General features: G+C 49.7%; 18 protein-coding genes and 1 riboswitch. Of the genes, 13 read left to right on the forward strand and 5 right to left on the reverse strand.

Features of this window, described 5'->3' with window-relative positions; genetic code table 11:
- Positions 1 to 166 precede the first annotated feature (166 nt).
- The 4 genes from EJL91_RS13155 to EJL91_RS13170 all read left to right on the forward strand — a co-directional run bounded on the left by EJL91_RS13155 (position 167) and on the right by EJL91_RS13170 (position 3,447).
- Positions 167 to 385 (forward strand): FeoA family protein, encoded by a 219-nt coding sequence (locus tag EJL91_RS13155; RefSeq protein ID WP_125142425.1) that lies wholly within the window; start codon positions 167 to 169, stop codon positions 383 to 385.
- Between the two features lie 114 nt (positions 386 to 499).
- A complete protein-coding gene (locus EJL91_RS13160) occupies positions 500 to 763 on the forward strand; it encodes a Fur family transcriptional regulator (RefSeq protein ID WP_125142426.1) in 264 nt (87 codons plus the stop codon).
- A 198-nt stretch (positions 764 to 961) separates the two neighbouring features.
- The gene (locus EJL91_RS13165; protein WP_125142427.1) at positions 962 to 1,282 is read left to right on the forward strand and encodes a DUF6110 family protein; all 321 of its coding nucleotides are present in this window, start codon (positions 962 to 964) and stop codon (positions 1,280 to 1,282) included.
- An 89-nt stretch (positions 1,283 to 1,371) separates the two neighbouring features.
- The gene (locus EJL91_RS13170) at positions 1,372 to 3,447 is read left to right on the forward strand and encodes a heavy metal translocating P-type ATPase (protein ID WP_125142428.1); all 2,076 of its coding nucleotides are present in this window, start codon (positions 1,372 to 1,374) and stop codon (positions 3,445 to 3,447) included.
- A gap of 27 nt (positions 3,448 to 3,474) precedes the next feature.
- On the opposite strand, the gene EJL91_RS13175 is transcribed toward EJL91_RS13170, so the two are convergent.
- On the reverse strand, positions 3,475 to 4,647 hold the full coding sequence (locus tag EJL91_RS13175; protein ID WP_125142429.1) for a cation:proton antiporter: 1,173 nt from the start codon (positions 4,645 to 4,647) through the stop codon (positions 3,475 to 3,477).
- Between the two features lie 123 nt (positions 4,648 to 4,770).
- A riboswitch (Fluoride riboswitch) is annotated at positions 4,771 to 4,849 on the reverse strand.
- A 45-nt stretch (positions 4,850 to 4,894) separates the two neighbouring features.
- Entirely contained in the window at positions 4,895 to 6,145 is a 1,251-nt protein-coding gene (locus tag EJL91_RS13180; protein ID WP_125142430.1) for a RelA/SpoT domain-containing protein, read from the reverse strand.
- 328 nt (positions 6,146 to 6,473) lie between these two features.
- On the opposite strand from EJL91_RS13180, the gene EJL91_RS13185 reads away from it, so the two are divergent.
- From EJL91_RS13185 to EJL91_RS13200, 4 genes are all read left to right on the forward strand, one after another.
- Entirely contained in the window at positions 6,474 to 7,487 is a 1,014-nt protein-coding gene (locus EJL91_RS13185) for a hypothetical protein (RefSeq protein ID WP_125142431.1), read from the forward strand.
- A gap of 39 nt (positions 7,488 to 7,526) precedes the next feature.
- Positions 7,527 to 8,150 carry a hypothetical protein gene (locus EJL91_RS13190; protein ID WP_125142432.1) on the forward strand — a complete coding sequence of 208 codons (624 nt, stop codon included), beginning with the start codon at positions 7,527 to 7,529 and terminating at the stop codon, positions 8,148 to 8,150.
- Between the two features lie 145 nt (positions 8,151 to 8,295).
- Positions 8,296 to 8,754: a VOC family protein gene (locus tag EJL91_RS13195; protein ID WP_125142433.1), complete on the forward strand. Its 459-nt coding sequence runs from the start codon at positions 8,296 to 8,298 to the stop codon at positions 8,752 to 8,754.
- A gap of 47 nt (positions 8,755 to 8,801) precedes the next feature.
- Positions 8,802 to 10,139, forward strand: coding sequence for a D-serine ammonia-lyase (locus EJL91_RS13200; protein WP_125142434.1), 1,338 nt, complete (start codon positions 8,802 to 8,804; stop codon positions 10,137 to 10,139).
- Between the two features lie 400 nt (positions 10,140 to 10,539).
- Here the strand turns inward: EJL91_RS13200 and EJL91_RS13205 are convergent, their stop codons facing one another.
- A complete protein-coding gene (locus EJL91_RS13205) occupies positions 10,540 to 11,970 on the reverse strand; it encodes a HAMP domain-containing sensor histidine kinase (RefSeq protein WP_125142435.1) in 1,431 nt (476 codons plus the stop codon).
- A gap of 2 nt (positions 11,971 to 11,972) precedes the next feature.
- Positions 11,973 to 12,668, reverse strand: a complete 696-nt coding sequence (locus EJL91_RS13210) for a response regulator transcription factor (protein WP_125142436.1) — start codon at positions 12,666 to 12,668, stop codon at positions 11,973 to 11,975.
- 185 nt (positions 12,669 to 12,853) lie between these two features.
- Here EJL91_RS13210 and EJL91_RS13215 point away from each other — a divergent pair, with 185 nt between their 5' ends.
- Complete coding sequence (locus tag EJL91_RS13215) at positions 12,854 to 13,330, forward strand: hypothetical protein (RefSeq protein WP_125142437.1); 477 nt, start codon at positions 12,854 to 12,856, stop codon at positions 13,328 to 13,330.
- Between the two features lie 182 nt (positions 13,331 to 13,512).
- On the opposite strand, the gene EJL91_RS13220 is transcribed toward EJL91_RS13215, so the two are convergent.
- Positions 13,513 to 14,568 carry a LacI family DNA-binding transcriptional regulator gene (locus EJL91_RS13220; RefSeq protein ID WP_125142438.1) on the reverse strand — a complete coding sequence of 352 codons (1,056 nt, stop codon included), beginning with the start codon at positions 14,566 to 14,568 and terminating at the stop codon, positions 13,513 to 13,515.
- A 352-nt stretch (positions 14,569 to 14,920) separates the two neighbouring features.
- Between EJL91_RS13220 and EJL91_RS13225 the strand changes: the two genes are divergently transcribed.
- From EJL91_RS13225 to EJL91_RS13240, 4 genes are read left to right on the forward strand one after another with little or no spacing between them, the layout of a single operon-like run.
- Positions 14,921 to 15,823 carry an amidohydrolase family protein gene (locus EJL91_RS13225; protein WP_125142439.1) on the forward strand — a complete coding sequence of 301 codons (903 nt, stop codon included), beginning with the start codon at positions 14,921 to 14,923 and terminating at the stop codon, positions 15,821 to 15,823.
- 25 nt (positions 15,824 to 15,848) lie between these two features.
- A complete protein-coding gene (locus EJL91_RS13230; protein WP_125142440.1) occupies positions 15,849 to 17,345 on the forward strand; it encodes a sugar ABC transporter ATP-binding protein in 1,497 nt (498 codons plus the stop codon).
- A gap of 11 nt (positions 17,346 to 17,356) precedes the next feature.
- On the forward strand, positions 17,357 to 18,367 hold the full coding sequence (locus EJL91_RS13235; protein ID WP_125142441.1) for an ABC transporter permease: 1,011 nt from the start codon (positions 17,357 to 17,359) through the stop codon (positions 18,365 to 18,367).
- Between the two features lie 43 nt (positions 18,368 to 18,410).
- A complete protein-coding gene (locus EJL91_RS13240) occupies positions 18,411 to 19,481 on the forward strand; it encodes a sugar ABC transporter substrate-binding protein (RefSeq protein ID WP_125142442.1) in 1,071 nt (356 codons plus the stop codon).
- Positions 19,482 to 19,533 lie beyond the last annotated feature (52 nt).

Below are 19,533 nucleotides of genomic sequence, written 5' to 3' on the forward strand. Positions count from 1 at the left end.
TAATCCGCTCAAACTGCATTTAAAACGTTCCATCGTACAAAATGAAAAAAATTATTGACATTTAGGTTATACAGTGCTAACCTAAAAATAGAAGTTAGTCAAGTATAACTCGGGAAATGTACATAAAACTATCATGACGGGAAGAACAAAGAAAAGGAGAATCCGTATGCCTTTGACAATGGCAAGAGAAGGGGATGTAACATCGATCAGGCGGCTCTGCGGAAAAGAAGAGGTGCGCAGCCACCTGAAAAGCATGGGCTTTGTGCCGGGGACGTGTATGAGAGTAATTTCCATCCGCGACGGCAACGTGATTGTGACGGTTAAAAATATACGGGTTGCAATCGGGAGAGAGATGGCGGACAAAATTATAGTACTGGCCGGGTAAGCGGCCGCGCTCGGTGTGAGAGTCCGGCGAAGCGGAACTCTTGGTTCATGATATTTGGTTAGTTTTGACTAATCTTATTCGGGCTGTTTTGGTATGGGAATAAGGAGGACCGATATGTGGCAGAAAGAACAGGTAATTGAAGAATTCCAGAAAAGGGGAAAGAGAATAACGGGACAGCGGGAAATGCTTCTGGACGTGCTCCTGGAAGGAAACTGGACCAGTTGCAAAGATGTCTATTATGAGGCAAAAAAAAGAGATCCCAAACTGGGGATGGCAACCGTTTACCGGACGGTCAACGCCCTGGAGGAAATTGGGATTCTGACCAGGACTTACCGCTATTCTTTCCCGCCCAGGGAGAACGAAAATACGGATAGTTGAGTAAATTTCTCAACAAGCCATATTAGAATTGACTAACCTGGAAAATATTGGTTATTATCCAGGGGACAAAGCAAAAGAAAATTCCCGTAAAGGAAGTGACACAAGATGAAGAATCACAGATTCTGGGCATGGGCCATGGTATTTTGTTTTGTAATGACAATGTACACAGGGTACAGGCACAAATAGGAGGACAAAAGAATGATGGATTGTTTAAACTGGAAAAAAGCAGGTCTGTTTTTGGGCGGCGTGCTGTTTGGAACAGCCGGTGTCAAGATTCTGGGAAGCAATGATGCCAAGAAATTTTACATAAACAGCCTGGCGGCAGGGCTTCGGGCAAAGGACTGCGTGATGGCTACGGCTACGAATATTCAGGAGAATGCGGAAGACATCATGGCAGAAGCAAAAGAAATCAATGAAAAACGCAGACAGCAGGAAGTATTTGAGGACGAAAGCGGTGAGGAGACCGTGGAAGATTTCAAAGAAACAGAAACCGCTCCCGCCGCCGCGGCAGAGGAGTAAAGAGGTATCCGCCCGGGGAGAAGAATTCCCCGGGCTGTTTTTTGCAGTAAAGATATATCGATGTCGGAATACATAAGAGGAGCGCTTTAATGAAATTTATAATCAGACATGAAATAAGAGGCAGGATCCGGATTCACCTGTACCAGAGAGAGATGAGCGTCCGCCAGGCCGACTTACTGGAACATTATCTCAGGGAACTTTCCGGAGTGACCGGGGTGAAGGTATACGACAGGACGGCCGATGCGGTAATTCTCTTCAACGGGAACAGGGAGACGGTTCTGAAAGGAATCTGCAAATTTACTTACGACGATGAACGGCTCTGTGAGATCGTTCCGAAGAACAGCGGACGGGCGCTGAACCGTGAATATAAAGAAAAACTGATCCAGAAAGTTATGATCCGTGCGTTTACAAGGATGTGTCTGCCCATGCGCCTGCGGGCCGTTTATACGACGGCGCGGTCGGTGCGGTATATGGTAAAGGGGATTGGCTGCCTGCTGAAAAGAAAGCTGGAAGTGGAGGTACTGGATGCAACGGCAATCGCCGTTTCCATCCTGCGCCGCGATTTCGGAACGGCCGGTTCGGTCATGTTCCTTCTTGGGATTGGCGAACTTCTGGAAGAGTGGACCCACAAAAAGTCGGTGGATGATCTGGCGAGGAGCATGTCCTTAAATATCACGAAAGTATGGCAGAATATGGACGGGACACAGGTGCTCGTGCCGGTCACTGATATCCGTGAAGGGGACATGGTGACGGTACATATGGGAAATGTGATTCCGCTCGACGGCGTGGTGGTTTCGGGCGATGCAATGGTGAACCAGGCGTCGATGACGGGAGAGTCGGTTCCCGTAAGAAAAGAGACGGGAATGTATGTGTATGCGGGTACGGCTATTGAAGAGGGGGAGATTACGTTATGCGTAAAGAAAGCGGCCGGCGCAACACGGTTTGAACGGATTGTCAGAATGATAGAGGAGTCGGAGCAGCTTAAGTCCACGGCGGAGGGAAAAGCCGCCACGCTGGCCGATGCCCTTGTGCCGTGGAGCCTTGGAGGAACGGCCCTCACCTATCTTTTGACCGGAAACGCGACAAAGGCGCTGTCCATTCTGATGGTGGATTTCTCATGCGCCCTGAAACTGGCCATGCCCCTCTCCGTACTTTCTGCCATGCGGGAGGCGGGCGGCTACCGCATCACGGTCAAAGGCGGAAAGTATCTGGAGGCGGTTGCCGCGGCGGACACAATTGTATTTGATAAAACCGGGACGCTGACAAAAGCAAAGCCGCAGGTGGCGGACGTAGTCGTGTTTAACGGGCAGGAAAAGAACGAACTTCTCCGTCTTGCTGCCTGCCTGGAGGAGCATTTTCCGCATTCCATGGCAAATGCCGTTGTCAGCGAGGCGGTGAAACGCGGCCTGGTGCATCAGGAGATGCACTCTAAGGTGGATTACATCGTAGCTCACGGAATCGCCACTTATGTAGGTGAGGAGCGGGTTGTCATCGGAAGCTACCATTTTGTCTTCGAAGATGAGGGCTGCCGTATCCCGGAGGATGGAAGAGAGGCATTTGACAGTCTTCCGGTGGAATACTCCCATCTCTATATGGCGATAGGAGGCACGCTGGCCGCAGTCATCTGTATCGAGGATCCGCTTAGGGAAGAGGCGGATGCCGTGATCAGCGCGCTGCACCGTCAGGGTATATCAAAGATTGTCATGATGACGGGAGACAGTGAACGGACGGCCCGGGCGATTGCCGGCCGGGTCGGCGTGGATGAATATTATTCCGAAGTCCTGCCGGAGGATAAAGCCGGATTTGTGGAAAGTGAGAAGAAAAAAGGCCGTAAGGTCATCATGATTGGGGATGGAATTAACGACTCCCCGGCGCTCTCTGCCGCAGACGCGGGAATCGCCATCAGCGAAGGAGCGGAGATTGCCAGAGAAATCGCCGATATCACGATCTCGGAGGACAGCCTCTTTCAGCTCGTCACACTCCGTGCCATCAGCGACGGCCTGATGCGCAGAATCGACAGGAACTACCGGTTTGTAATCGGCTTTAACCTCGGACTGATCCTCCTGGGCGCAGGCGGTGTGATTGCACCGGCCACATCGGCGCTTCTGCATAATACATCCACACTGGCGGTGAGCCTTAAGAGTATGACGAATCTGTTAGATTAAACCGGCAGAGATAACTGTCTTCTGCGTTTAATTCAGCAGTTTCCCGTAGGTTAAATCGATAAAAAAAGCTCCAAGCGGCGCGGTGATTAATATGGCCAGCACCGCTACCGTCAGTACGATATTCCCGCAGGACAGTCCCATTGCAAGCGGCAGTCCTCCGATTGCGGCCTGCACGGTCGCTTTCGGCATGTATGCGATCATGCAGAAAACGCGTTCTTTTCTGTTTAACTTTGTTTTAACCAGACAGAATAAAACGCCTGCCATCCGAAAGAGCAGGACTCCGGCGATCAGGAGAATTGCCGCGGGACCGGCGGCAGCGGCATATTTTAAATCGACGGTGGCTCCCACCAGCACAAAGAGCAGGACTTCCGCGCATACCCACAGCTTGTTGAATTTCATCGAAAGCCTGGCGGCCACAATCTCCCGTTTTTCTTTCAGCGCAATACCGACGCACATAACCGCAATCAGGGCAGAGAACGGGATCAAATCTGAAAAACGGTCCTCCAGCGATACAAGGATAAAGGAGAGGCTAAGAAGAATGATGACCTTCACCGTGTCCCTCATATGAAACCGTTTAAAATACCTGGACAGCACATATCCGAGCAGAAGCCCGGAAGCGATTCCAATCAGAATCGAGATGGGGATTTTTATAAAGGCGGCAGGGGAAATACTGCCGCCCTGGGCAAGGCCGGTGAAGGCGGAAAACATGACGATAACAAAGACATCATCCACTGAGGCTCCTGCCAGAATGAGCTGGGGGATCCCTTTTTTCGTGCCTCGATCCTCCTCAATCAGCTTCAGCATTTTAGGGACGATAACGGCCGGGGAAACGGCTCCGACTACGGCTCCCATAATCGCCGCGTCCAGAATGCTTATGCCCAGAAGACGCGGAGCCAGGATAATCATGCCCAGGATCTCGAAGCAGGCGGGAACAAAACACATCAGAACGGCCGGGCGGCCGACTTTCTTTAAATCGCTGATGTCGAGGGAGAGACCGGCTCTGGTCAGGATAATAATCAGCGCAATCCTCCGAAGCTCCGATGAAATGCCGAGAATGGAACCGTCTATCAGGTTAAAAGCATACGGCCCCAGGATAATCCCGGTAAAAATCATTCCCATCAGGGCGGGCAGATGCATTTTCTTACAAAGCCAGCCCGTAAACATCCCTACGATCATCATTAAAGCAATACTGAGTAACATAACAATCCTCCTGAATTTTATGGCGGAAAACCGCGCGGCAGCGCAAGAATCCCAAGAGCGGGATTCTTCGTTCTATCATAGAATTACGTCCTATGAATTAAAAAAGCCGATGGTTTCCGCGTAATCTACGCAGAAGTCATCAGCTTAATAAGCGGTTCCAGTATGTAACACACTGAGGGAGAACTTCATTCCCGTACGCTCTATCATAACTTTTCAGGGATGGATTGTCAAGCTTATATTGCCGGTGTTATTTTGCATTTTCTTCCGGCGGTTTTGTGATTCTTAAAAGAAGATCATGGGCCTCTTGCCCCTGTTTCAAAATCGATTCGCGGTCGGGAATCTCAATATCATGAATCAGAACATTTCTTAATTTCCTCAGCAGGACAATCTGGTTTAAGGTTTCCTGATTTAACAGTTCCATCCGTTTTAAGCGGTTAATATTAAAAGCGCCTTTGGTCTTGGGTGAATTGGGATAGGTGGCGCGGTTGAGATATTTCTCAAGGGGAACCCATTGCTCGAAGAAGTAGTGGATAGCCTGATCCAGTTCGGGATCCGTCTCATCCTGTCTGAGCCTGAGTTCCTGATAAGTCTGATAGCGCCGTTCACTTCCCGTAATAATCTGATCGATAATCTGCTGGGAGATATTCCGCTTGTCTTTTTCAAACTTGACGGATTTTAAAACGGGTTCGATCTCCCTGACGCTGACCATTTTTAAACGGCTGAGGAGCCGGTACAGCAGTTCGATATTTCCCATGCGGAGTTCAATGTCTTCCGGCCGGAAGTTATTGCTTAAGTAGTTATAGAGGTAAGAGGCCAGATCATACTGGCTGCCAAAGGCGGTGTTCTTGTTGCGGATCCGTTCGTTACCCGCGCTCTGGAGACGTTCCAGGGCAATTTCTCCGACGAGAAGAAGACCGTTCAGTTCATCGATAATAGCAAGCTCTTCATCGGACAGAGTCCCCTGCAGCGGCTTGTAAAGAAGATCGTGTTCCACCTCGGACCAGGCGTGCATTAAAACGGAAGCAACTTGAATTTCCAGCCTGGCGGAAGCGTACTTTTTCTGCTGAGGAGTCAGATTCTCTTCCTTCATGTTCGCGCGGTAATGATTTGCCCAATAGCCGGAAAAACGTTTATTGTAGGTCGGCGGTTTGGACTGCTCGGGAAACTGCCGGATCTCCTGGATGGTAAAAAGATCGGCAATCAGGGCATGTACTTTATCACGATCACCCGGAAAGTAAAGGGAAACCCGGACTCCGGACAGATCTGCGATATCCTCATAGATTTCCTTCATGTTTTTATAAGGGGCGGTACGTGACGCATTGCGGTGTAAAACCTTACTTTTTAAGCGTCCCAGATTTTTGGCGCGGGAAGTAACAATGGCTCGGATACCGGCAGCCTGCATGGCCTCCTCCAACTGAGCGGCGGCAAGGCGGCCCGCCGTGTCGTAAAAAGTCATTTTTTTCTTATAATTTTCTACAAATTGGTTAATTAAATCCATTGTGTGTTCCCTCCTTACTTACCTTAATTATATACGAAGAGAGGGACAGATTCAACCTGACATTTTCGGGAAGAAAAATGGAAAATAAGACTGATGTTCTCTTTGTCCCCGGCAACAAAAAAAATTCACCGAAAAATCACAGTTGGAACGCTCTGTTTTAAGCTCCTTTTCAGCTTTGCATGATAATTTTATAACCGGGCAGGTAACAACGAAAAGCACGCTTTGCGAACTTTTCATTGCCACTCAATAGGGGCGGACAGACCGCGCCTGAACCGCATGGCGGCGGGAACGGCATGAAATGTCTGCAGCCCAAGTAAGGAGGAGTTTTATGCACATTTTAAAGAGAACGGTAACTTTTGTCCTCGCGGGAATATTCCTGGCCGTCCCCATGACGGCGATGGCGGCCACGGGAACTAAAATCAGCAGCGTTTCACTGAAGGTTTCGTCCGACATAGAGGCGGGCAGCAGCGACAGCGATGTGACGGTCACGACGAGTTCATCTAAATACGGCGTCGAGGATACGGAGGTGACAAACGAGCCGGATGATGAGTGGGACGACGGCGACAAGCCCAAAGTGAAAGTGACGCTGGAGGCGGAGGACGGCTATTATTTTGCCTCGGGATTTGCAAAGAGCAGCGTAAGTCTCAGCGGATCCGACGCTACGGTCACATCGGTCAGCAGAAGCAGCAGTAAGCTGGTGGTCTATATCACTCTCGATGCCCTGGCCGGTGACGACGGCGACTACGATCTGGATGTGGACGGACTGGAATGGGATGAGACGGACGGCGCTGCCTCGTGGGATGACAGCGAGGATGCAGTGAAATATGAGGTGCGGCTGTACCGGGGCAGCAGTGCCGTGACGTCGGCCCTTACAACCTACAACACGAGTTATGATTTTTCCGGCTATATTACAACAAGCGGGTATTATACGTTTAAGGTCCGCGGGGTATACAACTCCTCCAACAAAGGAAGCTGGGAGGAGTCTGATTCCTGGTACGTATCATCCGGCGAAGCTTTAGAAATCAGCTCGGGCAGCAGCGCTTCCGGGACCTCCGGTTCCTCGGGAACATCGTCGGGACCGGACAGCACCTCGGGTGAAGGAGCCTGGCTTCAGGATGACGTCGGCTGGTGGTACTGCAATGCGGACCGGAGCTACACGGTGAATAACTGGCAGTATATCAATAATAACTGGTATTATTTTAACGGAACCGGATATATGGTGACAGGATGGGTGGATTGGAATTCCAACTGGTATTACTGCGGAAGTGACGGGGCGATGCTGTCGGATGCCGCTACACCGGACGGGTATTACGTCGGGAGTGACGGCATCTGGATTCAGTAGCGCTGCAGGGATTATTGAAAGAGAAAAGAGGAGATTACCATGAAAAATAAAATTACAGGAATACTATTAGGAGCCGGAATATGCACGGCTGCAGTAATGGGAACAGGACTGGTGAGCTATGCCGGTACAAATGTGTCCGGAGCCGGAGAACAAAGAACTCTGAAAGATGACGGCGGTTTAATGGCTAAGATTGTGTCGATCGACGACGATACGCTGACCGTCACACTGGCGGAACGGCCGGGAGCACAGAACGCGGATGGAGAAACTCCGCCGGAGAAGCCGGCAGACGGGCAGACGCCGCCTGAAAAACCGGCAGACGGGGAAACACCGCCTGAAAAACCGGCAGATGGAGAGACGCCGCCCGAGAGACCTGCGGACGGGGAAACGCCGCCTGAAAAACCTGCGGATGGAGAAACACCGCCCGAGATGCCTGCGGACGGCAAGGACACCACGGAAAAACCGGCCGGAGGAAGAGCCGGGAAGATAGAAATGAAATTTTCAGAAGAAACAAGTGTTGTGACGCTTACCTCTTCCACAACGGTTACAAAAGGAAGCGGGCATGAGAGCGCAGATACGGCGGCTCTGAGCGAAGATGCGGTAGTGCGTATCGTACTGGACGGGACTACGGTGGTAAGTATTGACATCATGGGAGAAACAGAATAAAATTGAGAAAATACGGAGCAAATCTCCTGAGAGCGGCGGTTCTCGGGAGATTTTTTCCCCTTTTAGGGAGAAATTACACAGGCTGCCTGAATCCCCTGTTAATAAAAATTTAATTTCGAGAAAGAGCGGAAAAGGAGGACAACAAATGCTTCAGGAAGTGCTTCACATTGGTCTTACCGTAAGTGATATGGACCGTTCCATTAATTTCTACAAAAATATCCTGGGACTTGATTTTCAGGGGGAACTGTTGATGGAGGGGGAAGAAACGGATCGTCTGTTTGCCGGAAAAAATGTCAGAGTCCGGGTGGCTTATTTAAGCGGCAGCGTAAACATCATTTCACCGCCGATAGAACTGATCCAATTCCTCGGAAAAGGGGCGGAAGCATCGGACTGCGATCTGCACAGGGTATCCATCTCAGAGGTCTGCTTCAAGGTGGAAGACATCGAAAAAGTCTATAAAGCACTGACGGCGCAGGGGGTTGAATGCCTCTCAGGACCGCAGGATTTTGATTTTACCGGTTATGGATTCGGAAAGAGCAGGGCGCTTTATTTTAAGGATCCCGATGGGATCATTCTGGAACTGATGCAGCCGGTCAGTGGTTGAAAGGAAAACAAAATGAAACTGAAACAATAAAGGAAGGAATGGTTAGTATGACAAAAACGGATGAAATAACTCGGGCGCTCATGGAAACACCGGTGCTTCGGGATGTGGCTTTGGAAAAGGAACTGGTATGGATCAATCCGGATAAAAAGGATTTCAATATCGGGGCAAAAGGGCAGGAGCTTACTATGGCTGATATTGACGATGCGGAGGAGAGGCTGAAACGGTTTGCCCCGTTCATCATGCAGCGTTTTCCGGAAACAAAGGAAAGAGGAGGCCTGATTGAGTCCGTGCTGAAACCGATCCCCAATATGCAGAAACTGCTAAACGATACGTATCATGCCGGTCTGGAGGGCAGACTGCTTTTAAAACAGGACAGCCATCTGGCGATTGCCGGATCCATTAAAGCGAGGGGCGGCATTTATGAGGTGCTCAAGCACACGGAGGACCTGGCTTTAGAGCACGGCCTCATTAACCCGGAGGAATCTTATGCCCGGCTTGCATCCGAAGAAAACCGCCGGTTTTTCAGCCGCTATACGATACAAGTGGGTTCCACCGGAAATCTGGGAATGAGCATTGGGATTATGAGCGCCGCTATCGGATACAATGCAGTTGTACATATGTCCGCAGATGCGAAACAGTGGAAAAAAGATCTGTTGAGAAGCCGTGGTGTAACCGTTATCGAATATGAGTCGGATTACAGCGAGGCGGTCGTCAATGGCAGGAAATTGTCAGACCAGAATCCAAACAGTTATTTTGTGGACGATGAGAATTCCAGGAATCTGTTCCTTGGGTATGCCGTAGCGGCAAAACGTCTTGTTACGCAGCTGGAGGAGCTGGGAATTACCGTGGATCCGGCTCACCCTCTGTTTGTTTACCTTCCATGCGGAGTGGGTGGAGCGCCGGGCGGCGTGAGCTTTGGACTGAAACAGGTGTTTCAGGATGCAGTACACTGTTTCTTTGTGGAACCGACGCAGGCTCCCTGCATGCTTGCCGGAATGGCGACAAAACTCCATAACGCCATGTCCGTACAGGATATAGGCCTCACTGGGCTGACCCATGCGGACGGACTGGCGGTAGGGCGGCCTTCCAGTTTCGTGGGAAAGGTAATGGAACCGATGCTGAGCGGCATTTTCACGATCCGGGACGGGAATCTCTATGAATATATGAGGGAGCTGCTAAGGGCGGAAGATATTTTTCTGGAGCCCAGTGCCTGCGCGGCCTTCATGGGTCCGGCCCATCTGAATGTCTATCAGGAGACGCGTAACTATATAAAGAAACAGGGACTTCAGGATAAAATGGCCCGGGCCATCCACATCGCATGGGCGACGGGCGGCAGCCTGGTTCCCGATAGTGTCCGGGAGGAGTATAAGAATATGTATCTGTAAAAATAGTGATTAGGTAGGAAATAACAAGGGAAAAGGCAGAGGGCATTTTATCCCGCCGCAGAGGCAGGTTGCCGGACAGCCGTTGCTTTTGCTGGATGAAAAAAAATATAATGATACCGTAACAGGATAACCAGTGTGCATCGGGAAGCGGTATCTACCGTCACATGCAGCTTATCAAGGAAGGCAGGAAACCGTGAAATTGACGCTTAACCAGGATAAACCTGACCCTGGCCTTTGCCATGATTATGGCGGCCGTCCACATCTATTTCTATTGGAGAGCCAGGAGCAGCGCCGATCAGATCAACAGGATGCTGACGGAGCGGAGGGATTAAGAATTATTTTTCGAAATCCCACCACAATCCTAACTTCTTTGATGGAGCTGCAGAGACAGAAAACCCGTTTACGGAGTGCGGGATGGCAGCGAAAGTACAAACCTGGCTCCGTGAGCCGGAGATTCCGCATTGAAGGCTTCGGCTCTGCCGCCCATATATTCCATGGCCGTGCGGACAATCGAAAGCCCGATGCCGAAATTTCCGCCGGGTCCCTTATAAAAGCGTTCAAAAACATGGGGGAGATCTTTCTCATCAAATCCCTGTCCGTCGTCGGTGATTACAATATGGACCCAGCCGTCATTTACACTTACCTCCGAAGTGACTTTTTCAGAGGCATACCTGACACAGTTGGAGATAACATTCCGAAACGCTTTGGATAACAGAGCCGGATCGGCGGATACGGTGATTTTTTCGCAGGGGGGAACAGCCTCAAGGCGGATATGTTCCATGAGTTCCATGCCCCGGAGGGCTGTCATTTCATTTTCTATAAAATCATTCAAATCCATGCATGTTTTTTCCAGCGCCAGGCAGCGGCTGTCCATTTTCGAAATGGTAAGGATACCGTCCACAAGTTCTTTCATGCGCAATGATTCCGTGAGGATGACACCGGCGGCTTCATTGTGGTCCGGAAATACGTTGCACTGGATCCCCTGGGCGTAGCCGCAGATGGACATAAGCGGTGTGCGCAGCTCGTGGGATGCATTCTGAAAAAATACATTCTGCTGACGGTTCATCCTCTCCAAATCCTCAGACATCCTGTTAAAAGAACATCTGAGTTCCTCAAGTTCCCGGATGGAGGAACGTTCGTCAATGGGGGAGAAGTTTCCCTTGCCAATGGCATGCGTATGGCGGCAGAGCGCCTGAAGCGGTTTTGAAATTCCGCCCGCGATAAACCAGACGGCAACCAGGGAGAGCAGACACAGAATTCCCGCGATAAGGAGCAGCAGTGTGCCGGTGTAGGAGATGAGGGCGTGGGTGTCGGGGACGGCCACATAACCGAACATATATTTATTGCGGACATTTCCGCGGCTTTCGGCCTCATACATACTGAGCAGGTAACGTGTGCCTCCGACCGAGATTTCTTCCACCCCGGCACCGTCCCCGCTCAGAGTACCATTATAGACAGCTTCCCTGCAGACCTGATAAAGCGCCTGGGTGTCGGGCTGTTCATTACCCGACTTTGGGTAGGTGAGCTTCATCCGGGAATTCATTGTCAGAAGCTGTGCTTCCGGCCGGTCCTTCCTGATAAATGACTTTACCTGGCTCATAAGTTCCTTCGACAGATCTTTTTCATCGGCCCGGTCCATATCATCGCTGCCGGAATACAGCGTCTCCGCTGTGGAGACGATGGAATCCATCAGAAACGACAGGCTCTTCCTGGACAGACGGTTCATATACCAGCCGGAGGTCGACGAGAAGATTCCCCAGGACAGAAGGGGAAAGATAACAATCACAACAAGCACTGGGATAAAAATACGCATACGGATCCGGGAAATCATCTTCATTCCTCTCTTTCGCAGTTCAGCCGGAAGCCGAAGCCCCACACCGTTTCAACGGAAACGCCGCAGCCTGCATCTTTCAGCTTGCGCCGCAGACGCTTTACAAGATCGTCCGCAACTCTTGTGTCAAGCGTATAATCGGGCAGCTTCCATACTTCTTTCAGAAGCTCCTGTTTGGATACGGCCTGGTTTTTATGCTCCATCATGTAAGTCAGGAAATCAAATTCCATCGGAGTCACGGAAAAAGACTGATTTCCGGCCGAAATGGAGCGGGAGCCGCGTTCCAGCCTGAGACTGCCGTACTCCAGAACTGTTTCAGGCTCAGACTGTCCGTACCCGGCGCGCCGGAATAAGGCCCTGACCCGGGTGACCAGTTCCAGGGGAAGAAACGGTTTAACCATATAATCATCGCTGCCCAGCGTAATGCCGGTAACGCGGTCGAGAGGACTGTCCTTGGCGGATACGATGATGATGGGAACCTGGCTTACTTTCCGTATTGCAGCACAGAGGGTAAGGCCGTCCGTGCCGGGCATCATGATATCGAGAATAATCAAATCAGGGCATGATTCGGTAAAAGCGGCAAACAGGCTGTCACCGTCCGAAAATGTCTCCACCTCATACCCCTCATTAGCCAGAAAGGTCTGTATTAAAGTACGTATATGAAATTCATCATCTGCCACATAGATGCGTTTTGCCATAGCCACCTCCGAAATTATGTCTTTAGATGTATATTACCATTCCGACAGGAATTCGTAAACGCCTGCCACAATTTTGCCACAGTTTCGGCCTTTTATAGCCGGGATGGAAAATGGTATCATAGGGATGTCAAAGAAACAGCACCACATTAAGAACTACATGACAGACATTGAAAGGAGAATGAACAATGAAAAAAACACCGTTAATATTATGCACCGCAGCCCTTGTCTGCATAATGAATTTTCCGGTATTTGCGGCGGAAACAAAGTCGGAGTATAAAAATGAATCGGCACAGATACGCCAGGAGATGGAGAATACGGGCAAAGAGATCAAGAGCCTGAAGTCGGAGAATAAAGCGGTTTCCGATGCGTGCAAGGCCGCAAAAAAGGCTCAGAAAGAGGCCGGGAAACTGAAAGAAAATAAGGAGCTGTGGAAACAGGTGAATGCGCTGAAGGATAATCTGGAGGACGTCCGCGTTTCCTATGTGGAAGCCGACAGCCAGGTGAAAGTCCTGAAGGCAAAGAACCGTCAGGATGCAAAAGATAAAAAATATGATGAGGCCATTTCAAAACTGAACCAGGCCCTGGAACAGAAAAAAGACGCTCTCGACAGCGCCAGACAGATGAATGAAATATGGGATCAGATTGAGCAGCTTATAAAGTAGGCGTGAAAGGCTCAGATCCGCTCAAGAAAATGATAATACTGATATAAAATTACACTTCGTAAACTCTTTACCTAAACACTTTACCTTCATAAAAAAGGAGAAAAAGACAGTCTCAGTCTTTTTCTCCAACCAACGGATGTCCCAGGGCCACGGCAGTATTGCCGGAAAGCTTTGGGACATTCTTACATCTTTTCCGGCTGTTTGATTAGAACAAGGTCGCAGTCCGTAAATTTCTGCACAGGAGAGAAAGCCTCACCCTTTTTGATACTCTCTATCAGGATATCCACGGACTGGACGGCAATTTCTTTCGGGCGCTGCGTGACGACGCTCACGATCTTATCATAAATATTCTTGTTGGAACCGGCGCTGTATTCGGTGAACGGTATCAGAAAATCGTCAAACACCCCAATCTCAAAATCATTATGCTCCAGATACTTAGTCTCATGAATCAGGTTGATAAAATTAGGGACATCCCATGCCGTATTGATGATAAATGCGCTGAACTTCTGTGAGGAATTTAAGAGCGAGAAGATCGGCTGCTGCCTGTAATCGCGGTCCGGATAAATAATCTCATTATATCCGGGAAGTCCGTGTTTGTTCATCGCGGCATAATATCCGTTTAAGCGCTCCAGGGATACATTGGTCAGGGTGGACTTGTCCTGGATGATGCTTAAAATATTCTGGTGGCCTCTGGCGATCAGGCTTTCAGTCAGGAGGCACATATAATCCCGGTTCTGCGAGGAGACGATGGAAAAACGTTTATCATTGGGATAACAGTCGATAAAGACCACGGGCAGTTCCCATTCATGCAGTTTTTCGATGTAATTCCTGTTATTGCTGTTGGCGAAGGAGTTCAGGATAATGCCGTTCACACCCAGAGTATGGCAGAGTTCCAGGTATTTTAATTCCAGGGCGCTGTCCTCTTTGCTGTCAAACACAATGACGGAATATCCGTTGTCATAGGCGTGTTCAATGACACCTTCCGTAATCTGGGCTAGGAACTGGAAGTTCAGGTTTGGCTGTATGAGGGCAATCGTCTTATTGAGCCGCGGTGAGGATACACCGGTAAGAATCTGTCCGGAAGGGATATAATCGAGTTCATTCGCAATCTTTAAAATCTGCGCCCTTTTCTGTTCGGACACTCTGACGGGTCTGTTGTTGAGCACTCTTGATACGAGGGCCTTGGAAACATGCGCCTTGTCGGCTATTACCTGCAATGTTACGTTTGCGTTTTTCATACCGTTGCCTCCTGATTCAGATAAAAGTTTATCATATAAAAGAATTTATCAATTTTTGAATGGAATGTCAATCTGATTTTATTAATATGTAAAATAATAATAGGATGTAAAAACATATTTTGATATAAAATTAAGAAGAATAAAATGGATAAATCAGGAAATTGTGGATATTAACCAAAAATTAACCGATAAATTTGTGAGATATGGCGGTGAAAAAGTTCTTGTGATAAAAGTTGCACCAATGATAGTATTGTATCAACGGATACAGGTAATGCAGTACGGCGGAGTAATAGTTCAGGATGGATCGAACCGATACACGGCGGGCGAAAGATAAGAGAGCAGGAGGTTTAATATGATTATTGACGCGCATATGCATTTGGCAGAGAGCAGCGGTTTTTCGGCGGAGACATACGGAAAATACGGGATGTCGTTTCCGGAAAAGACGACGGATGTGGATTTTCTGGTGGAGAGTTACAGGCGGGCAGGAGTAGAAAAAGCGGTCGCCATGGGACAGGCGATGCGGAGGATTTTTGACACTTCATTTGGAGAAGAGTATGTGATGGAATGTTATCACAAATATCCTGATTTTTTTATCCCGTTTTGCAGCGTGGAGGCGGTGGACAAAGGCGGACGGTTCAATAAGAAAGACTTTGAATATCTGAAACAGGCTGTTTTGGAAAACGGATGCAGGGGCGTTTTGATGGCTCCTCCGTTCAGCCATTACCACTCCAATGTGAACGCGGCCTATCCTTTCTACGAATTTGCAGATGAGCAGGGAATTGTGGTTCAGTTCCACCATTCCGCGCAGATCGGAAAGGCAATTCTGGCGCCGGCCGAGTACACCTCGCTCTACGATCTGAATGAGATAGTCCTGGATTTTCCGAACCTGAGAATCAATGTGGAGCATCTGGGATACCCCTGGGCGGAACAGCTCTTTACGCAGATGGCCACGGATGAGAATCTGTATACGGATCTGGCTATGTGCTACGACCGGGAAGTTTCGACGGTCTGGAACCTGGTTCTGGCAAAAGAATACGGCGTAATCGGCCAGGTGATGTTCGCCACCGACTTTGTGGCCTGCAATTTCGACTGTTTTGGGGCGGATCCCTATGACGACGTGATGCGGTGGGTAGAATACGTGACGAAAAAGATAAACGCCATATGTAAGGCCAGCGGATGGCCGCTGTTCACCGGGAAGGAAATCGACGGGATTATGTATCAGAATGCGGCAAGGCTGCACAGGATTCAGGTTTAAAACGGCCAATCTGAGGGAGTTCTATATGAGTGAAAACATTCTGGAAATGAGACATATTTACAAAAACTACGGTGGCATTGAGGCCCTGACTGATGTGAACCTGGAACTGGGAAAGGGAGAGGTTCTGTGCCTCTGCGGTGAGAACGGAGCGGGTAAATCGACATTAATGAAAATTCTGGCTGGTGTCGAGAAACCGACCTCGGGAGAAATCTTCATTGACGGCAGGAAGGTACAGATTGAACGCCCACTGGATGCCATCCGCCTGGGAATCAGCATGGTGCACCAGGAACTGGTGCAGATAGAGGAGATGACCGTGGCGGAAAACATTTTTGTAGGGCGGTATAAGGCGAATGCAGGAATTGTGGATGGGAAGGGACTGAAGAGGGAGGCTGAGGAGCTAATGGACCGGATTGGAATCCATTTTCCGCCGGATTCGCTGGTGCGGCAGTACAGTGTGGCTCAGCGCCAGTTGATTGAGATTGCTAAGGCCCTGTCCTACGACGCTTCGATTATTATCTTCGATGAACCGACGGCGGCCCTCACCACCGAGGAGACGGAAAATCTCTATCAGATTATCAGAAAACTCAGGGAAGAAGGAATTGCGGTAATCCTGATTTCCCACAGGATGGAAGATATCTTTGCCGTCGGCGATCGGGTGGAGGTGCTGCGTGACGGGAAACCGTCGGGTTCCTTAAGCGTCGGCCAGGCTACGGTGGACGGCATTGTCAGAATGATGATAGGAAGACAGCCGGACCAACAGTTTCCCGATAAAACAAACCGGGCCGGTGATACGATACTGGAAGTAAAACATCTGACCAACGGCCGAATCATGAATATCTCATTTGAACTGAAGAAGGGGGAGATTCTGGGCGTAGCCGGTCTGGTGGGAGCGGGGAGAACCGAGCTTCTCAGGGCAATTTTCGGAGTAGACGCCTGCGAGGGGGAATTGATTCTTGAAGGAGTTCCCATTAAGAACTGTTCGCCTGCGGAAGGGCTGAAAAGAGGATTCGCCCTGGTGCCGGAGGACAGAAAAGATCAGGGGTTAATTCTGGAACAGTCAATCCTGCAGAATTTGATCCTTAGCGTACTGAAGAAGATCTCCACATTTGGAATAATGAGTCGGAAAAAATCGCAGGAGCTGAGCTGGGAGTATATTAATAAACTGAAAATCCGCTCTTCCGGAAGCGGAATGATGGTCCGAATGTTAAGCGGAGGGAACCAGCAGAAGGTGGTACTGGGCAAATGTCTGGCCTCATCCCCATCCATCCTGCTTCTGGATGAACCGACCCGGGGAGTGGACGTCGGCGCAAAGGCCGAGATATACAGAATTATCAATGAACTGGCAGCGGGGGGGATGGCGATTATCGTGGTATCCTCGGAGATGACGGAGCTTTTGGGAATCAGTGACCGGATCCTGGTGATGCACGAGGGATATCTGTCCGGAGAGCTTGAAAGGGAAGATGCGACGGAGGAGGCGATTATGAAGCTGGCGATTTCGCATTCTCCCAAAATCTGTGTGTGAGGTGACGAACTATGAAGACAAAAGAAGAAACAGGAGTCAATATATGGCATCGGGTAAAGCACTCAAGATATTTTGAGCTGTCCGGCCTGCTTTGCCTAATTATCGTATTTTCGGCCATTGTTCAGAGCTACAGCGGTAATTTCCTGACACTGACCAATGCGAATAATGTCCTGAAGGAGATCGTGGTATATGGGATTCTGGCATGTGCCCTGGCGTTTCCGCTGATTAACGGCACATTCGATCTGTCCATTGAGTCCATCAGCGCCCTTGGAGGAACCTGCTGTGCGCTGCTTGTTACGGACGGACTCTTTGGAGTTAAGACAAATCTTTTCTGCGCGATTGTGATTTCAGTTTTTATCTGCTGTATCTTCGGGGCAGTGAATGGACTGATTGTATCGCGGACAAAAATTGACCCGTTTATTGTGACACTGGGAACGCAGACCGCCATCAGGGGGATTGTCTATATCGTCTGTAAAAATACAGCTGTGACTTCTCTGCCGAGAGCCTTTAAGAACTTAAGCTCCGGTAAGTTTGGGGGAATCTCCGTGTCCATCTACATTTTAATAGCGGTATTCGTGCTGGTGGCTGCTGTGCTGGGGAAGACGACCTATGGCAAAAAGATATATGCAATCGGCGGCAGCTATCAGGCAGCCTTTATATCCGGCATCAATGTAAGGCGGATCCGGTTTTCCACCTATGTTATAAGCGCCGGTCTGGCCTGCATCGCGGGAGTGCTGTCCACTGCGCGAGTAGGTTCAGCCACGCCGAATGCGGGGAGCGGTTATGCGGCTATCGCCATTTCCGCCTGCGCGATCGGAGGTGTCTCTCTCAACGGAGGCAAAGGGATGGTTTTGGGCGTCTTTCTCGGGGCTCTGATGATGGGTATGATTACGAATGGAATGAACCTGATGTTCATCGGCTCCAATTGGCAGTATGTGGTGAGGGGCAGTCTGATGGTACTGGCTGTGTTCTATGCGCAGTGGTTTAACAGAATATCAAGTAAAGAGACAAAGAAAAAGTAACTTTTAAAAGGAGATAAAGTAAAAAGCAAAGGAGAGGTGTATTATGAAACGAAAGATGATGGGTGTATTACTGGCGGCGGCAATGGCGGCATCACTGCTGAGCGGGTGCGGCAGCAAACAGGAAGAGACGAAAGAGGCGGCAAAGACGGAGGAAAATGCCGCCAAAGAGGCTGATGGTGAAGATACGAAAGCGGAGGAGCCAAAAACGGAGGAAGAGAAAAAAGCGGCGGGTGAGGAGCTTACGATCGCGATTGTTCCCTGGAATATGGCAATGTCTTTTGAGTCATCGTTTGCCTATACTGCGCAGGCGGAGATTGAATCCAGAGGATGGAAAGCAGTAATCATGGATCCGGCCGGGGACTGGGCATCCGAATATACGATTATTGAGAATCTCGTCACACAGGGAGTGGACGGAATCATTTATACGGCCATCGACACGGACGGTGCCAACGATGCGGTGGCAATCGCCAGAGAAGCCGGAATTCCGATTGTGGACTTCGACTGCCTGGCATCGGATGGTACGGCCGATGCATCAGTGTGCTACGACGATTATCAGGGCGGGATCATGGCGGCGGAACAGTGCATGGAGGCTCTTGACGGTAAAAAGGACGCACAGATTATCGTGTTTGAGGACGAGCCGTCCATCGCATCCAGCGGCCTGAGAATCAACGGATTTAAGGATTACCTGGCGGAGAATTATCCCGACGTGGAGGTAGTGATGAACCGTGCGTCGGACAGAACCTCCGACGGATGTTATATATGGGCAACCGATATGATTACGGCCTACCCGGATGCCGATGCATTTTTCTGCTATTGGGCCGAGTGTACGATGGCAGCATACAATGCACTTCAGGACGCCGGAAAGACGGATGTCTATGTAATCGGATACGACGCTACCGAGGAGCAGAAAGAGCTGATGGTGAATACGGGAGAAGACTGCAGACTGTACGCCAGCCCGGGTATGTCTTCCGTAAAGATGGCGGTCAAATGCGTGGAATTTATGGAACAGATATTAAACGGTGAATACACGAGAAGCGGCCCGGAGGATATCTTTGAATTCAAACCGGAACTGCTGACCGTGCATAATGCGAAGGAATTTGATATTGATAAGTAAATACTTTTTCGCCATAGGATTCAATATTTCATGGGCGAATACAAAGGATCAG

It is taken from the genome of Clostridium transplantifaecale (genome assembly GCF_900626075.1).
GTDB classification, from domain to species: domain Bacteria; phylum Bacillota; class Clostridia; order Lachnospirales; family Lachnospiraceae; genus Otoolea; species Otoolea transplantifaecalis.

Excerpts from the sequence above, each read along its gene's own strand:
- EJL91_RS13160 (WP_125142426.1), top strand. The coding sequence starts at position 500 with ATGTGGCAGAAAGAACAGGTAATTGAAGAATTCCAGAAAAGGGGAAAG.
- EJL91_RS13235 (WP_125142441.1), top strand. The coding sequence starts at position 17,357 with ATGAAGACAAAAGAAGAAACAGGAGTCAATATATGGCATCGGGTAAAG.
- EJL91_RS13240 (WP_125142442.1), top strand. The coding sequence starts at position 18,411 with ATGAAACGAAAGATGATGGGTGTATTACTGGCGGCGGCAATGGCGGCA.
- EJL91_RS13215 (WP_125142437.1), top strand. The coding sequence starts at position 12,854 with ATGAAAAAAACACCGTTAATATTATGCACCGCAGCCCTTGTCTGCATA.
- EJL91_RS13170 (WP_125142428.1), top strand. The coding sequence starts at position 1,372 with ATGAAATTTATAATCAGACATGAAATAAGAGGCAGGATCCGGATTCAC.
- EJL91_RS13175 (WP_125142429.1), bottom strand. The coding sequence starts at position 4,647 with ATGTTACTCAGTATTGCTTTAATGATGATCGTAGGGATGTTTACGGGC.
- EJL91_RS13200 (WP_125142434.1), top strand. The coding sequence starts at position 8,802 with ATGACAAAAACGGATGAAATAACTCGGGCGCTCATGGAAACACCGGTG.
- EJL91_RS13210 (WP_125142436.1), bottom strand. The coding sequence starts at position 12,668 with ATGGCAAAACGCATCTATGTGGCAGATGATGAATTTCATATACGTACT.
- EJL91_RS13155 (WP_125142425.1), top strand. The coding sequence starts at position 167 with ATGCCTTTGACAATGGCAAGAGAAGGGGATGTAACATCGATCAGGCGG.
- EJL91_RS13190 (WP_125142432.1), top strand. The coding sequence starts at position 7,527 with ATGAAAAATAAAATTACAGGAATACTATTAGGAGCCGGAATATGCACG.
- EJL91_RS13205 (WP_125142435.1), bottom strand. The coding sequence starts at position 11,970 with ATGATTTCCCGGATCCGTATGCGTATTTTTATCCCAGTGCTTGTTGTG.
- EJL91_RS13225 (WP_125142439.1), top strand. The coding sequence starts at position 14,921 with ATGATTATTGACGCGCATATGCATTTGGCAGAGAGCAGCGGTTTTTCG.
- EJL91_RS13230 (WP_125142440.1), top strand. The coding sequence starts at position 15,849 with ATGAGTGAAAACATTCTGGAAATGAGACATATTTACAAAAACTACGGT.
- EJL91_RS13180 (WP_125142430.1), bottom strand. The coding sequence starts at position 6,145 with ATGGATTTAATTAACCAATTTGTAGAAAATTATAAGAAAAAAATGACT.
- EJL91_RS13185 (WP_125142431.1), top strand. The coding sequence starts at position 6,474 with ATGCACATTTTAAAGAGAACGGTAACTTTTGTCCTCGCGGGAATATTC.
- EJL91_RS13220 (WP_125142438.1), bottom strand. The coding sequence starts at position 14,568 with ATGAAAAACGCAAACGTAACATTGCAGGTAATAGCCGACAAGGCGCAT.
- EJL91_RS13195 (WP_125142433.1), top strand. The coding sequence starts at position 8,296 with ATGCTTCAGGAAGTGCTTCACATTGGTCTTACCGTAAGTGATATGGAC.
- EJL91_RS13165 (WP_125142427.1), top strand. The coding sequence starts at position 962 with ATGATGGATTGTTTAAACTGGAAAAAAGCAGGTCTGTTTTTGGGCGGC.